We start from the raw sequence: 14,262 nt of genomic DNA, 5'->3' as shown, positions 1-14,262 counted from the left end.
ACAGGGGGGAGGTCCGGCCGATTCATCATGGCCGGCCACCAAGGAATGGAGTCTCGCTTTGAATCAACCACCACCGCTCAGCCGTCCGGTCTACATCCCCAACCATCTGGTCTGGGCGATCCTGACGACGCTGTTCTGCTGCCTGCCGTTGGGCGTGGTGTCGATCGTGTACGCCTCCCAGGTCGATGGCCGCCGCGCGGCCGGCGACCTGCCGGGGGCCTACAGTGCGTCGCGCAAGGCGGGCTGGTGGGCGGTGGCTTCGGCCGTGGCCCTGCCGGTCCTGTTGCTGTTGTGGTTCGGGCTGTTCGGCGGCTTGGCCGTACTGGGCGCTCTTTCCGACCAATGATTCACCACCACCACCCATCAAGGAGCTTGAACCCATGAATACTGCGACTCCGCAGGTCCCGAACAACCTGGTCTGGGCGATCCTGACCACCCTGTTCTGCTGCCTGCCGGCCGGCATCGTGTCGATCGTCTACGCCGCACAGGTCAACGGCAAGCTGGCTGCTGGCGACATCGCCGGTGCCCAGGACTCCGCTGCCAAGGCCAAGAAGTGGGCCATCTGGTCGGCCATCGCCTGGGCCGTGCTGGTCGTGCTGTACGTGCTGTTCTTCGTTGTGCTCGGCGGCATGGGCGCGATGAGCAACAGCGGCTACTGATACGCCTGGGCGGATCCGGCGCCTGCGCCGGATCCGTTGTTGCATGTCCGCGCTTCCCGCTCGTTCCCGACTCGCCCGCTGGGCACCGCTGCTGGTTTCCGCCGGCCTGGCCGTGGGTGCCACGGTGGTGCTGCGCAACGTCAATCCGTATGTCGCCGGCAATCCCCTGCCGAGCTGCCCGCTGTACGCGCTGACCGGCCTGTACTGCCCGGGCTGTGGCAGCACGCGCTGCCTGTACTCCCTGGTCCACTTCGACCTGCCCGGCGCGATGGCGATGAACCCGCTGCTGGTCATCAGCCTGCCGTTCCTGTTGCTGATGCTGCTGAACATCGCAGGCATCCGCCCCCGTGTGCTCGACCCGCTGATGCGGGTGCTGGCCAATCCCGTGTTCTGGCTCTGGGTGCTGCCCGGGTATGCGCTGCTGCGCAACCTGCCGTGGGCGCCGTTCACCGCACTGGCACCGATCTAGGTTTCCAGCCAACGGCGCAGCCCCTCGTGGTGGGCGACGTTTGTCGATCATGGGGTTGGCCGGGCGGGATGGGTTTGCGGGGGACGCCGTGAATCCGTCCGTGGAGGCTTGGCCGCGGCATCCATGCCGCGGACACCCCCGCAAACCCATCCCACCCGGCCACGGACAGTTTCCGTGTGCGTCCACCACGGAAAATAAAGAGAAGATCAAAAGCGGAAGCGGATCGCTTCGCTCTGCAACCACGCATGGCGTGGATCTACCGTGTCGACCAAGGTCGACACCTACCAACAGCCGCCGGAATCTGTCGGGGGTGGGGCGGGGGGGGGGCCCGGCGGGGGGGGGGGGGCCCCCCCCCCCCCCGGGGGGGGGGGTCGGGGGGGGGCCCCCCCCCCCCCCCCCCCCCCCGCCAGAGCATCAGCAATCCAGAGCCGCTGTTGCTGTTGCTGTTGCTGTTGCCTCTGCAGGTGCAGGGCTGCAAGCCCTGCAAAAGCCACTACGTCACCCAGCCTGCAATCACCAGCAGGGCGAGGATCGCCAGCCACAGCAGCAGCATCCTCCACACCAGGCTCATCGCATCACGCAGGTCCGGCAACCGCTGCCACACCGGCAACAGCCCCGCCTCGGTGTAATCATGCGCATCCTCGCGCAGCTCAGCATTGACGCTGGCCCGCGCCACCGCGCCCAGGAAGCCGATGTTGCCGGCCAGGCGCTCGCCGTGGGCCTGGCGCCAGGCCTTCCACGCCGTATCGAAGTTGCCCACCAGCGCCATCGAAAACGCCATCAGCTGTGCCACCGGCCACTCGATCCAGCCCAGCAGGCGCTGCGCCAGCGCCAGCGGCTCCACCGGCACGCGGGCGCGCATCGGGCTTTCAGCCATCAATGCCAACAGGCGATAGCCCAGCGCACCGGCCGGGCCCAGCAGCAGGAACCAGAACAGCACCGCGAACCAGCGCCGCAAGGCGTTGAGCACGGTTGCCTCGACCAGTGACGGAATGTCCTCGCGCAGGCTGCCACCGGCCGCCTGCAGGTTACGCACCGCGGCCTGGCGCGTCGCCGCGTCATCGGCATCGATGATCGCTTCGATATCGCGGTCCAGATCGCGCGGGCCCCAGCACCACGCCAGCACCGCCACGCCCAGCAGCAGCGACGGCAGGCCGAACAGCACCCCGCGCAGCAGCCACGCCAGCAGCGCCATCAGCAACAGCGGCGGCAGCAGTGCCAGGGCAACGCCGGCCGGTCCCTGCCAGGCCTTGCCACCCCGCGCGTCCAGCCAGCCCAGCCAACGCCGGAAGCCGTCGAAACGGCGCAGCGAGGCGGCAGCGGCCGGGGCAACATGGCCCAGGGCCAGTGCCACCAGCACGGCGGCCAGAGTGGTGAACATGGCAGGTCTCCCTACGAAACAGAACGCTCGGCGTCGCTACCTTACCTGTCGCAGCGTCGCCCTCAGCGGTGAACCGGACTGTAACCCGGGCCGTGTTCAGGTGGCGGCAATACAGGCGCCACCGTCAGCCCCGCTCAGCCCTTCTGCTGCCGGTACCAGTGTTCGATCAGGCCGCGCGAAATCGAGATCGGCGGCGACAGGCGGATGCCCTGGCCATCGTCCTCCACATCGCGTGCCAGTGCAGCACCGACCTCGTCGGCACTGAACCAGCGCGCATCTTCCAGCTCGCCATCCACGGTCGGCAGGTCATCCTGCGCCTGTGCACGGAAACCGATCATCAGCGCGCCCGGGAACGGCCACGGCTGCGAACCGAGGTACTGGCAGGCGGTCACCCGTACCTTGCTCTCCTCGTGCACTTCACGCACCACGGTCTGCTCGAAGGTCTCGCCGGGTTCGACGAAGCCGGCCAGCACCGAGTAACGCCGCGGTGCCCAGTTCGACTGCCGGCCCAGCAGCAGCCGACCCTGGTTCTCCACCGCCACGATCACGGCAGGATCGACACGCGGGTAGTGCTCGGTGGAACACTGCGCGCAACGACCGACGAAGCCGCCGCGGGCAAACGTCACGGCGCCGCCGCACACGCCGCAGAAACGGGTGCGCGAATGCCAGTAGGACATGCCGCGGGCATAGCTGAAGGCGGTCGCATCGGCCATCGACCACAGCAGTGCGGCCTGGCGCAGGTCGAGGCGGCGCGGAGCGGTGACGGTGACGTTGCTGGCTTCGACCGAGAACCAGGCCTGCTCCCCACGCAGGCCGAGGAAGATCGCGGCACCGGGGCCACCGCCGATGTCGGCGCCGGTCAGCGCCAGCGGCTGGTCGTCATCGCCGGTGAAGGCGCTGCCGTCCTGATCGAGCACGAGAATGCGCGCGCCCGGCCACAGGCGCGCCAGTGCATCGGCATCGTCGCGCAGGGCATCGGCGCGCTCCAGCGGTTCGCCAACGAAGGCGAAACCGGAAAGCGGCGAAAGAGTATTGGGCATCCGGCAAGCGTGCCGCCATTCGATGCAGGTGGCAAGGTCGGCGCTGTGCGCAATCTGCCGTAGTGGGGCGTGCAGGCACAGCATCCACGCATGGCGTGGATCTACTGAAGTGCCAACCCTGGTTGGCACATCCCGGCCACAGGGCTCTTACATGCTGAAGCTGCTGCCGCAGCCGCAGGTGGTCTTGGCGTTCGGGTTGCGGATCACGAACTGGGCACCGGTCAGGCTCTCGGTGTAGTCCACCTCGGCGCCCATCAGGTACTGCAGGCTCAGCGGGTCGACCAGCAGGGTCACCCCGCTGGTCTGTACCGCCAGGTCATCCTCGGCACGGTTCTCGTCGAACTCGAACCCGTACTGGAAGCCCGAACAGCCACCGCCTTCGATGTACACGCGCAGGGCCAGGTCGGGGTTGCCCTCTTCCTGGATCAGGGATTTGACCTTGGCGGCCGCCGACTCGGTGAAGTTCAGCGGGCGCTCCAGCGACTGGTAATCGGGCGCGGCAACCGGGGTGGCGCCGGGCAGGGAGACTAGCGTGCTCATGGTGCCAGCATGGGGGCGCCGACGATGGCTTTCAAGCCATCGCCTCGGCCAGCTTGCGGCGTGCGGCGGTGTCACCCTTGCCGCCATTGGCCTCATCACCTTCCGGGGCCGGCAGGGCAGCCATCGGGGCGCTGGCATGGATCAGGCGACCGTTCAGCTGGGCACCCGCATTCATCTCCACCACCTGGTAATGGACGTTGCCATTGACCCGCGCGCTCGGGGTCAGTTCGACCTTCTCGGTGGCATGCACGTCGCCGTCCAGGCGGCCACTGATGACCACCACCTGGGCACGGATCTCACCTTCGATCACGCCATGCTCGGCGACCGTCAGGGTCGCGCCACTGGCGCCTTCAGCGGCGATCACCTTGCCGTGGATGCGGCCTTCCACGTACAGGCCACCACTGAATTCCACATCACCGCGGATCACCACCTGGTTGCCGATCAGGGCATCCACCACCAGCTGGCCTTCACGGTTGGATTTGCTGCTTCCGAACATCTGCCTACTCCCCTTTGGCGGCCGGCGCACCGGCCTGTTTCCAGTCGAATACCTGGGTGGTACCCCCCGTACCACTCCCCAATGTCACCCGCACGCGTTGCGGGGTGAAGTCAGCCGGCAGCATCACGCTGCCGGTGAGCTGCTGGAAGTACCGGAACGAGTAATCCTGTCCCGGTACCTTGCTGCGCTGGTGCAGATCATCCCAGCTGATCGTGGCCAGCTTGCCGTTCTTGACGCCTTCCACGGTGAAACGCATCTGCCCCTGGCTGATGGCGCCGCGGTTGAGGTTCTGTGTCAGCACGGCGGTGTACTGCCAGGTGCCGGCCGCTTCCGGGCTGAACTCGATCGAATGGGTGTTCAGGCCCTTGCGCTGGCTGGTCGAACCCACCAGGCGCTCATAGAAGGCAACGTCGGCACGCAGGCCGGCGATTTCCTCATCGCGTTCGGCCAGCGAGGACTGCACCTCGGTGTTGGCGGCGCGGCTGATGCGGTCGGAGGCTTCCAGCGTGGCCTGCTTCTGGCGCAGTTCGGTCAGCTGCGCCTGCAACGTCTCGGCGCGCTTCTCGGCGGCCTGCAGGCGCTGGCCCTGTGCATCGCGCGGCGTGGCCATCCAGCAGCCACCCAGCACCGCCAGCACCAGGCTGAGCAGCCAGATGCCGCCGATCACCAGCAGGCGGCGGCGGTCGACAGGTGGTTGCGGTGCGCCGGGCAGGCGAACCTGCACGCGCATGGGAGGACGGTTGGTCATGGGTGGATTCCGGGGCATCGCGAGGGCGACACCGGTACGGCCCCTGTGGCAAACGACGGGCTAGTGTATGACAGGACGGGTGGGTTTCCTGCGCAGTGGCGAGCCACCGTCTGTGGCGTTCAGGCATGCCATCGTCGATAGTGTGGTCCCCTGCACAGTTCCGTCGCCGGAGCATCGCCATGACCGAAGCCCACCTGTTCGTGATCGGCATCCTGCTGGCCTGGCTGGCCGGTATCCGCGTCTACCTCACCGTGTTCGGTGTCGGCCTGGCCGGCCTGCTCGGCTGGGTCGACCTGCCGCCGGCCCTGCAGGCCACCGAATCGTGGTGGGTGCTGGGCACCTCGGCAGCGCTGGCGGTGACCGAATTCTTCGCCGACAAGATTCCCGGCGTCGACTCGGCGTGGGATCTGGTGCAGACCCTGGCACGCGTACCCGCAGGTGCCTTCCTTGCCGCAGCCACGCTGTCGCCGGATGGGCAGCTGGGCACCGGCGCACTTGCTGCCGGTGCCGGTGTCGCGCTGGCCAGCCATGGCCTGAAGGCCGGCACCCGCGCCCTGCTCAATACCTCGCCCGAGCCTGCCAGCAACTGGGTGGCCTCCGCCGCCGAGGACACCGTGGTGGTCGGTGGCCTGGCCCTGGCCCTGGCACACCCGTGGGTCGCGCTGATCGTGGTGCTGGCCTGCAGCCTGGCCGGCGCGCTGCTGGTGTGGCTGGTCTGGCGCGCCCTGTGGAAGGGCGTGCGCTGGCTGGCACGCAGTGCGTCGCCCGACAGTCCACGCCAGCCCGGTACCGGTTGATCGCCGGGCTTGTCGCATAATGGACGCGAACACCAGGAGCACCGATGGCCGCAAACGAATCCCCCGCGGGCGCCCGCCCGGGACGCGCTGAAACCCCTCCGGCCGATCATTGGCAACGCTGGACCGCTGAACCGGCGAGCGCGGTCGCCGCAGCGCCGGCTGCGGCTCCGCCGCTGGCCGCCTCCGACGCACCCGCATCGATCGGCAGCGCACCGCCGCCGCTGCCGGGCCCGGCCGTGCTGGCCGAGGCTGGCAACAACGACCAGGCGCCGCCGCCCTCCGATTCGCCGTACCGCGTGCTGATCGTCGAGGACGACCGCGCGCAGGCCCTGTTCGCACAGAGCGTTCTGCATGGCGCCGGGATGCAGGCGATCGTGCACAGCGATGCCGACGGCGCGCTGCAGGCGATCAAGGAGCATCGCCCCGACCTGATCCTGATGGACCTGCACCTGCCCGGCCTGGACGGCATGCGCCTGACCGCGCTGATCCGCCAGCAGCCTGGCCTGCAGTTGCTGCCGATCGTGTTCCTGAGCGGCGATCCGGACCCGGAACGCCAGTTCGAAGTGCTCGACAGCGGCGCCGACGATTACCTGAGCAAGCCGATCCGCCCCCGCCACCTGATCGCCGCCGTGGCCAACCGCATCCGCCGCGCACGTGCGCAGGCCGCGACCCTGCCCGGTGCCACCGGCGCACCGGCCACCAGCAATCCGGAAACCGGCCTGCCGACACGTCACCACGTGCTGCAGCAACTCAACGCCACCCTCACCCATCGCGACCGGGGCGGCGTGTTCTTCATTGAAGTGGCCAGCGCGCTGGGCCTGCGCGAACGCTATGGCTACGCCGCCTTCGAGCGCCTGATGGTGCAGGCCGGGCAGCGCCTGGCAGAGGCCGGCCAGCCGCACCTGCTGGCACGCCTGAACGACAACAGCTTCCTGCTGCTGGCCCGCAATACCGATGAAGACAGCCTGGAAAGCATCGCCGCGACCCTGCGTGAGCAGCTCTCGGCGCGCGCCTTCGTGATCCGCGATGATGAATCGGTGCATCTGCGCGGCGTGGTGGGTTACGCGCCGCTGTCGCCGGGCTTCGACGATGCCAACGCTGCACTGGAAGCGGTCGAGCGCACCACCCTGCAGGCACGCCTGCTCAGCGCCGGCGTGGCAGGCCATGTGCACCGCCAGGCCGTCACCGAACAGGAACACCTGGCACTGCTGGAGGGCCAGCTGGAGCTGGCCTATCAGCCGATCGTCGCCGTCGCCGGTGGCAACACCGCGCAGTACCAGCTGCTGCTGCGCCTGCGCCAGGCCGACGGCACGGTGCTGGCGGCCGGCCAGGTGATTCCCGCCGCCGAAGCGGCAGGCCGCATCGCCGACCTCGACCAGCAGGTGATGGACCATGCGCTGGGCCTGCTGGACCTGTACCGGCACGCAACGCAACCGCTGCACCTGTTCGTTTCGCAGTCGCTGCGCACCCTGCAGCGCGATGCCTTTGGCGACTGGCTGCTGGAATCGCTGCAGCAGCGTGACCTGCCCGGCAGTGCGCTGGTGATCGACGTGCGCCTGCCCGACGCGCTGATCCACACCGTGCCGCTGCAACAGTTCTGCCAGCGCATGGCCGGCGCCGGCGTGCGTTTCTGCCTGAGCCAGTTCGAACCCAGTGGCGAAGCCGATGCACTGCTGACCCAGCTGCCGCTGTCGTTCGTGCGCATGGCTGCGCGCTTCTCCAGCAGCCATTCCAACCCTGCCACGCGCGAGGAACTGCGCAAGGCGATCGAACAGGCACATGCGGCGGGGTTGCAGATCATCGGCCAGCAGATCGAGGACCCGCAGGCCGCGGCAGCGATGTGGGTCGGCGGCGTCGATTACATCCAGGGCAACATGGTGCAGTCGGCCGGCAGTGACCTGAACTTCGACTTCCACAACGCGGTGCTCTGACGTGCCGCTGTGGGGCGTGCTGCTGGTTGCCCTTGCCGCAGCCGCCGTGGTGCTGCTGTTGGGCCTGCGCCTGCGCACGCGCAGCCGCGCACTGGCCCAGCTGCAGCGCGAGCACAGCGCGCTGGCCAGCGAGCGCGACCAGCTGCGCCGCACCACCGAACGCCAGGGCCAGCTGGAACAGCAGCTGCTGCAGGCCAAGCAGGCCGCCGAAGCGGCCGTGCTGGCCAAGGGCGAGTTCCTGGCCACGATGAGCCACGAGATCCGCACGCCACTCAACGGCATCCTGCCGATGCTGGAGCTGATCGCGCGCGGGCCGCTGGGTGAAGACCAGCGGCAGATGCTGGCCACTGCTTCGGCCAGCTCGCAGCAGCTGCTGCGCATCGTCGACGACATCCTCGACTACTCCCGGCTGGAAGCGCAGGCACTGGAACTGGAGATCACCAGCTTCAACCTGCGCGACCTGCTCGATGGCGTGGTGCAGCTGATGCAGCGGGCCGCCGACGCCAAGGGCCTGGCCCTGGGCCTGCAACTGGATCCATCGGTGCGCCTGCCCGTGCGCGGCGACCCGGTACGCCTGCGCCAGGTGCTGAGCAACCTGCTGGCCAATGCCATCAAGTTCACCGCCCGCGGCCAGGTGCAGCTGCGCGTGCAGCGCCTGGGCGAAGGTGCCGCGCAGCACCAGCTGCGCTTCGAGATCATCGACACCGGCATCGGCATCGATGAGGCACTGCAGGCACGCCTGTTCCAGTCCTTCAGCCAGGCCGATGCCTCGACCACGCGCATCTACGGTGGCACCGGCCTGGGCCTGGCCATCTGCAAGCGCATCATCGACCTGATGCACGGGCAGATCGGCGTGCAGTCCACGCCCGGCCAGGGCGCAACGTTCTGGTTCGAGATCCCGCTGCTGAAAGTACCCGGCGACCTGCCTGCGATGGCGCGCGCCCCCACAGCGCTACTGTTGTTCAGTGCCGATGCAACGCTGCAGGCACGCATCGAGCGCATTGCCGCCCACCATGGCCTGCAGGTGCAGGTGCTGGCACAGCTGGATGCCGTGGCCGAGCGCCTGCGTGCTCCCGCGCGGCCCGGACAACCGGCGCCGGCATGGCTGATTGTCGATTCCCGCACACGCCGCAACGGCGAGGTCACGCTGCAGCAGGCGCTGGCCGAGCGCGGCGACGATGACGCACTGCAGGTGCTGTGGCTGCAGGAAGACACGCCGCCACAACGCCCGCGCCAACGCCAGCTGCTCCCGCATTTCGATGATGCAGCCCTGCATGCACTGCTGGCGGCGCCTGCCACGCCTGCCCGCCCTGCCGCCCTGCTGTCCAATGCCGAAGACGGCTTGCCCGCACCGACGCTGCCGCCACTGCACCTGCGCGTGCTGCTGGTGGAAGACAACACGGTCAACCGGATGGTGGCCGAGCATCTGCTGCGCGTGTTCCAGTGCGAGGTGCGCAACGCCGCCGACGGCGAGCAGGCACTGGCCGCCCTTCGCGAAGGCGGCGTGGACGTGGTGCTGATGGATTGCCAGATGCCGGTGCTGGACGGCTACGCCGCGACGCGCCGCTGGCGTGCGGAAGAAACGGAAACCGGGCGCTCGCGGTTGCCGATCATCGCGATGACGGCCAACGCCATGGCCGGTGACCGCGAACGCTGCCTGCAGGCCGGCATGGACGACTACCTGTCCAAGCCGATCGCACGCGCCACCTTGCATGCGCTGTTGAAGCGCTGGGGGCAGCGATCACGCGATATCGTAGCGTCGAGCTTGCTCGACGGCGATGCATCCGGGGCCAGTGGAATCCCGCCAGCCGAGCATGGCCCGGCTCTACAAGAGACGAAAAGCCAAGCGGTGACGCAAACGGTGCTGGACCGTGATGTGCTGGACGAACTGCACGCGGTGATCGGCGATACCGCCCTTCAGATCGTCTCGGTGTTCCTGGAGGATGCGCCGGCGATGGTGCAGCAGCTGCAGCAGGCCGCGCAGAGCAGCGACGAGCCGCGACTGCAGGCAATCGCCCACAGCCTTAAATCATCGAGTGCGAACGTGGGGGCGTTGTCGCTGTCGGCAATCGCGCAGCGGATCGAGCACGAAGCCCGTAGTGGCAGCCTGCAGCGCCCCGCAGTGGCGGTGGCGCTGCTGGTTGCCGAATTCGCCCGGGCGCGCGTGGCGCTGACGGGCTACCTGGCACAGCATCGGTAGCGTCGAGCTTGCTCGACCATCGCCATGCTGATCACAGTCGAGCAAGCTCGACGCTACGTCACTCTTCCAGCTTGCTCAGCAGGTACTTCGGCTCGCCGATACGCTCGATCAGGTCCAGCTGGGTTTCCAGCCAGTCGATGTGCTCTTCTTCCGAGTCGAGGATCTTCACGAACAGCTGGCGGCTGACGTAGTCGCCTACCGAATCGGAGTAGGCCACGGCCTCGCGCAGGGTCACCACGCCGTCGCGTTCCAGCGACAGGTCGCACTGCAGGATCTCGGTCGGATTCTCGCCAATGCGCAGCTTGCCCAGCGCCTGGAAGTTCGGCAGGCCTTCGAGGAACAGGATGCGGTCGGCGAGCATGTCGGCATGCTTCATCTCGTCGATCGATTCCTTGTACTCGTGTTCGGCCAGCTCCTTGATGCCCCAGTTCTTCAGCATCTTGGCGTGCAGGAAGTACTGGTTGATCGCGGTCAGCTCGTTGTAGAGGACCTTGTTGAGGAATTCGATGACCTTGGTGTCGCCCTTCATGGGGGTGCTCCTGCACGCTGAAAACGCAGGCACTTTAACGCCTTGCGCGCGGCCGTGAAGGAACGCGAATCGTGCGCATTGGCCTGTGCGGCCGCACGTGAAGGGTGCGAAAGCGCGGCGTCAACGCGCCGCGAAAGAGACGATCAGGCGACCTGGGCCAGACCGAGGACCGGCAGCGGCAGATCGTGGGTGGCACGCGCCTTGGCCAGCAGATCACCGGCCATGTCCAGGCAGGAACCGCAGGTGGCACCACAACCGGTACGCATGGTCAGTTCGGCCACCGTGCTGACGCCATGGCTGGCGGCTTCGCGGATCTGGTGGTCGGTGACTCCGTTGCAGATGCAGACGTACACAGGCGTGAACCGGGCTGACAGGCCAAGAGTGGCCTGTTGGCTATTCCAATGGAAACGAGAATGGTTGTCAATCAGAGACCTGAACCATTCTCGATACGGTTCAGCCGGTCACGTGGCCGGACCATCCCCGGTGGCCTTCTTCGGCCAGTAGCCGCGGGTCCGTGGGCGCTTGCGTGGCCGCTCATGCCCGGCGGTATGCCCTGGCATCCAGGCCTCGGCGGCACTCTTGGGCATGGCGGTCACGCCCTGCCCGGCGACCCCGCGCGCCAACGGCGCCAGATGTCGCAAGGCGCGCGCATAGACGCCACGCTTGAACATCACCACATGCTCCACCGGGTACCAGAAGTCCACCCAGCGCCAGTGATCGAACTCGGGCGAGTCGGTGTGGTCCAGCTTCACGTGGGATTCGTCGCCGGTCAGGCGCAGCAGGAACCAGACCTGCTTCTGGCCGATGCAGACCTGCCGCTCCTGGCGGCGGATGGCCCGCGCCGGCAGCTTGTAGCGCAGCCAGCCGGGCGTCGCCCCGAGCACTTCCACATGCTCAGGCAGCAGGCCGGTCTCTTCCTGCAGTTCACGATACATGGCCTCGACAGGCGTCTCGTCGGTGTTCATGCCACCCTGCGGGAACTGCCAGCCGTCCCGGCGCACGCGTCGTGCCCAGAACACCTGGCCGTCCTGCCGCATCAGCACAATGCCGACGTTCGGTCGATAGCCGTCCGGATCGATCACGATGCGGACTCCTAGAAAATCTACTGGTCGGGACTATCCCATGCCGCCTGTCGACCCACAAGCACGATACAAAAGTGTTGACAGGGGCGATACACATCCGCAGAATAGCGGGCTCACCAAGGCTATGTAGCTCAGCCGGTTAGAGCACAGCACTCATAATGCTGGGGTCGGTGGTTCGAGTCCACCCATAGCCACCACGCTGAAAATCAAGTTGTTTTTCAGCGTGAAAAGTGAGAAAATAGTTGCACGTTTTGCCCCGTCGCCAAGCGGTAAGGCACCTGACTCTGACTCAGGCATTCGGTGGTTCGAATCCATCCGGGGCAGCCAAACAAAAAAGAAAAAAGCCTGATCGAAAGATCAGGCTTTTTTTTGTTTGGTCACGCATCCCACCTTATCCCCGCGCCTGCCGACGCACCCCCTTGAACATCAAGGGGGCTCTTCTCCAGAGAGGCGTCCGGGGTGGGATCCCTTTCTGCAGAACCCCGCCCTGCTGACATGCAACGCCCCGGGTAGTGCCGGCCGCTGGCCGGCAACCTCGAAATGCACTCCCCAGAACGACAAAAGCCCGGCCGAAGCCGGGCTTTTGCTTGTCCAACCAGCGGGCTCCCGAAGGAGCCCAACCAGGCGCGGTAGATCAGCGCTTGGAGAACTGGGTGGCGCGGCGTGCCTTGTGCAGACCGACCTTCTTACGCTCGACTTCACGGGCGTCACGGGTCATGAAGCCAGCCTTGCGCAGCTCGGACTTCAGGGTTTCGTCGTACTCGACCAGAGCACGGGCGATGCCCAGACGGATCGCACCGGCCTGGCCGGTGGTGCCGCCGCCAGCGGCGGTGACCAGGATGTCGAAGCTTTCGGTGTTCTTGGTCAGCTCGAGCGGCTGGCGCACGATCATGCGCGCGGTCTCACGACCGAAGAACTCGTCCAGCGGACGGCCATTGACGGTGATGTTGCCCGAACCCTTGCGCAGGAACACGCGAGCGGTGGAGGACTTGCGGCGGCCAGTGCCGTAGTTTTGAGTGATAGCCATGATTAGATATCCAGAACCTGCGGCTGCTGTGCGGCGTGCGGATGCTCAGTGCCGGCGTAGACCTTGAGCTTGCGGTACATCTGGCGACCCAGCGGGCCCTTCGGCAGCATGCCCTTCACGGCGATCTCGATCACGCGCTCCGGGTGGCGCTCCAGCGCCTGGGCCAGGGATTCGGTCTTCAGGTTGCCGATGTAACCGGTGAAACGGTGATACATCTTGTCCTGCAGCTTCTTGCCGGTGACGGCAATCTTTTCTGCATTGATGACGACCAGGTAGTCGCCGGTATCAACGTGGGGGGTGTAGACCGGCTTGTGCTTGCCGCGCAGACGGCGGGCCAGCTCGGTGGCGAGACGGCCCAGGGTCTTGCCCTCGGCGTCGACGAGGTACCAGTCGCGCTGGACGGTCTCGTTCTTGGCAGTGAAAGTGCTCATGAAGAACTCTAGGTTAGGTCGGGCTCATTGCGGCGAAAGGTTCGCCGGAACTCTGCCACGCGTTGTGAAAAGGTGAAGCGTAAGAGGCGGGATTGTACGCAGGTCAGCCCCTCGTTGCAAGCCGGCCCTTGACCGGGTTGGCAGGGGGACGGGGCCGGGCGAGAATCGCGGGGTCTTCCGCCCCACCGTGTACCGCCATGACCGTGCTCCGCCAGATCACCCCGCTGGACCACCTGCTGACCGAGGCGCAGCGCGCCCTGGACACGGTGTTCGGCAACCCGCCGGCGGCCCGTCCCTACCCGGCCACGGAGACCGACGAGCCCGGCATGGACCGCGCCGAGCGCCGCCATGCGGCCGGGCTGATGCGGATCAACCACGTCGGCGAGGTCTGCGCGCAGGGCCTGTACTTCGGCCAGGCCGCCGTGGCCCGCGACCCGGCCACGCGTGAACACCTGCTGGAAGCGGCCCAGGAAGAGACCGACCACCTGGCCTGGTGCGCCACCCGCCTGGGCGAACTGGACAGCCGTCCGAGCCTGTTCAACCCGCTCTGGTACGCCGGCAGCTACACCATCGGCACCCTGGCCGGGCTGCGTGGCGACGGCTGGAACCTGGGCTTCGTGGTCGAGACCGAGCGCCAGGTGGAGGCACACCTGGACGAGCACCTGGTCGACCTGCCGGCCGGCGACCTGCGCAGCCGCGCGGTCATCGCCGTGATGAAGGAAGACGAGGCCCGCCATGCGGACCACGCCGAGCAGGCCGGCGCACGCCGCCTGCCATTCCCGATCCCGGGCGCGATGGCGCTGGCTTCCAAGGTGATGAAGACCATCGCCTACCGGCTGTAAGTCGCGGGTAGTGGGGGGGGGGGGGGGGGGGGGGGGGGGGCGGGGGGGGGGGGGGCGGGGGCGGCGCGCGGGGTGGGGGGGTGTGGGGGG

17 protein-coding genes and 2 tRNA genes are annotated in these 14,262 nt (G+C 67.5%); 9 read left to right on the top strand and 10 right to left on the bottom strand.

The features are described 5' to 3' along the window. The first annotated feature begins 58 nt into the window (after window positions 1-58). From V3B46_RS08465 to V3B46_RS08455, 3 genes are read left to right on the top strand one after another with little or no spacing between them, the layout of a single operon-like run. Window positions 59-346, top strand: coding sequence for a CD225/dispanin family protein (locus V3B46_RS08465; protein WP_005419784.1), 288 nt, complete (start codon window positions 59-61; stop codon window positions 344-346). Window positions 347-380: 34 nt separating this feature from the next. Further along, window positions 381-659 carry a CD225/dispanin family protein gene (locus tag V3B46_RS08460; protein WP_005411298.1) on the top strand — a complete coding sequence of 93 codons (279 nt, stop codon included), beginning with the start codon at window positions 381-383 and terminating at the stop codon, window positions 657-659. 43 nt (window positions 660-702) lie between these two features. Further along, entirely contained in the window at window positions 703-1,128 is a 426-nt protein-coding gene (locus V3B46_RS08455; RefSeq protein WP_006473646.1) for a DUF2752 domain-containing protein, read from the top strand. Between the two features lie 493 nt (window positions 1,129-1,621). Here V3B46_RS08455 and ampE read toward each other — a convergent pair whose 3' ends face one another. From ampE to V3B46_RS08430, 5 genes are all read right to left on the bottom strand, one after another. After that, the gene (gene ampE / locus V3B46_RS08450; protein WP_032127176.1) at window positions 1,622-2,509 is read right to left on the bottom strand and encodes a regulatory signaling modulator protein AmpE; all 888 of its coding nucleotides are present in this window, start codon (window positions 2,507-2,509) and stop codon (window positions 1,622-1,624) included. 134 nt (window positions 2,510-2,643) lie between these two features. Then, complete coding sequence (gene nudC / locus V3B46_RS08445; RefSeq protein ID WP_154264636.1) at window positions 2,644-3,549, bottom strand: NAD(+) diphosphatase; 906 nt, start codon at window positions 3,547-3,549, stop codon at window positions 2,644-2,646. A 147-nt stretch (window positions 3,550-3,696) separates the two neighbouring features. Beyond that, window positions 3,697-4,089: an iron-sulfur cluster insertion protein ErpA gene (gene erpA / locus V3B46_RS08440; RefSeq protein ID WP_005419789.1), complete on the bottom strand. Its 393-nt coding sequence runs from the start codon at window positions 4,087-4,089 to the stop codon at window positions 3,697-3,699. Window positions 4,090-4,120: 31 nt separating this feature from the next. Next, window positions 4,121-4,585: a bactofilin family protein gene (locus V3B46_RS08435; RefSeq protein ID WP_006398829.1), complete on the bottom strand. Its 465-nt coding sequence runs from the start codon at window positions 4,583-4,585 to the stop codon at window positions 4,121-4,123. A gap of 4 nt (window positions 4,586-4,589) precedes the next feature. Next, entirely contained in the window at window positions 4,590-5,333 is a 744-nt protein-coding gene (locus V3B46_RS08430) for a DUF6776 family protein (RefSeq protein WP_088479076.1), read from the bottom strand. A gap of 179 nt (window positions 5,334-5,512) precedes the next feature. On the opposite strand from V3B46_RS08430, the gene V3B46_RS08425 reads away from it, so the two are divergent. From V3B46_RS08425 to V3B46_RS08415, 3 genes are read left to right on the top strand one after another with little or no spacing between them, the layout of a single operon-like run. Beyond that, on the top strand, window positions 5,513-6,130 hold the full coding sequence (locus tag V3B46_RS08425; protein ID WP_329891660.1) for a DUF4126 domain-containing protein: 618 nt from the start codon (window positions 5,513-5,515) through the stop codon (window positions 6,128-6,130). A 44-nt stretch (window positions 6,131-6,174) separates the two neighbouring features. Further along, the gene (locus V3B46_RS08420) at window positions 6,175-8,061 is read left to right on the top strand and encodes an EAL domain-containing protein (protein WP_329891659.1); all 1,887 of its coding nucleotides are present in this window, start codon (window positions 6,175-6,177) and stop codon (window positions 8,059-8,061) included. A 1-nt stretch (window position 8,062) separates the two neighbouring features. Then, the gene (locus tag V3B46_RS08415; protein WP_329891658.1) at window positions 8,063-10,261 is read left to right on the top strand and encodes an ATP-binding protein; all 2,199 of its coding nucleotides are present in this window, start codon (window positions 8,063-8,065) and stop codon (window positions 10,259-10,261) included. Window positions 10,262-10,319: 58 nt separating this feature from the next. On the opposite strand, the gene bfr is transcribed toward V3B46_RS08415, so the two are convergent. The 3 genes from bfr to V3B46_RS08400 all read right to left on the bottom strand — a co-directional run bounded on the left by bfr (window position 10,320) and on the right by V3B46_RS08400 (window position 11,872). Beyond that, window positions 10,320-10,790: a bacterioferritin gene (gene bfr, locus V3B46_RS08410; RefSeq protein WP_005419804.1), complete on the bottom strand. Its 471-nt coding sequence runs from the start codon at window positions 10,788-10,790 to the stop codon at window positions 10,320-10,322. Window positions 10,791-10,933: 143 nt separating this feature from the next. Further along, on the bottom strand, window positions 10,934-11,143 hold the full coding sequence (locus V3B46_RS08405) for a (2Fe-2S)-binding protein (protein WP_005411309.1): 210 nt from the start codon (window positions 11,141-11,143) through the stop codon (window positions 10,934-10,936). 108 nt (window positions 11,144-11,251) lie between these two features. Next, window positions 11,252-11,872, bottom strand: coding sequence for an RNA pyrophosphohydrolase (locus V3B46_RS08400; RefSeq protein WP_106469339.1), 621 nt, complete (start codon window positions 11,870-11,872; stop codon window positions 11,252-11,254). Between the two features lie 120 nt (window positions 11,873-11,992). On the opposite strand from V3B46_RS08400, the gene V3B46_RS08395 reads away from it, so the two are divergent. Together V3B46_RS08395 and V3B46_RS08390 are read left to right on the top strand one after the other, a co-directional pair. After that, window positions 11,993-12,069: transfer RNA gene (locus V3B46_RS08395), tRNA-Met, on the top strand. Window positions 12,070-12,124: 55 nt separating this feature from the next. Continuing rightward, window positions 12,125-12,199, top strand: a tRNA-Gln gene (locus V3B46_RS08390). Window positions 12,200-12,506: 307 nt separating this feature from the next. Here the strand turns inward: V3B46_RS08390 and rpsI are convergent. Together rpsI and rplM are read right to left on the bottom strand one after the other, a co-directional pair. Next, a complete protein-coding gene (rpsI, locus tag V3B46_RS08385; protein WP_005411311.1) occupies window positions 12,507-12,899 on the bottom strand; it encodes a 30S ribosomal protein S9 in 393 nt (130 codons plus the stop codon). A gap of 2 nt (window positions 12,900-12,901) precedes the next feature. Further along, window positions 12,902-13,330 (bottom strand): 50S ribosomal protein L13, encoded by a 429-nt coding sequence (gene rplM, locus V3B46_RS08380; protein ID WP_005414692.1) that lies wholly within the window; start codon window positions 13,328-13,330, stop codon window positions 12,902-12,904. Window positions 13,331-13,527: 197 nt separating this feature from the next. Between rplM and coq7 the strand changes: the two genes are divergently transcribed. Continuing rightward, window positions 13,528-14,172 (top strand): 2-polyprenyl-3-methyl-6-methoxy-1,4-benzoquinone monooxygenase, encoded by a 645-nt coding sequence (gene coq7, locus V3B46_RS08375; protein WP_154264641.1) that lies wholly within the window; start codon window positions 13,528-13,530, stop codon window positions 14,170-14,172. Window positions 14,173-14,262 lie beyond the last annotated feature (90 nt).

This window comes from Stenotrophomonas sp. SMYL11, assembly GCF_036320005.1.
In the GTDB taxonomy this organism is placed as follows: domain Bacteria; phylum Pseudomonadota; class Gammaproteobacteria; order Xanthomonadales; family Xanthomonadaceae; genus Stenotrophomonas; species Stenotrophomonas maltophilia_A.
The sequence above is the reverse complement of the archived record's forward strand: the minus strand, read 5'-3'. Positions and strand labels throughout refer to the sequence as shown.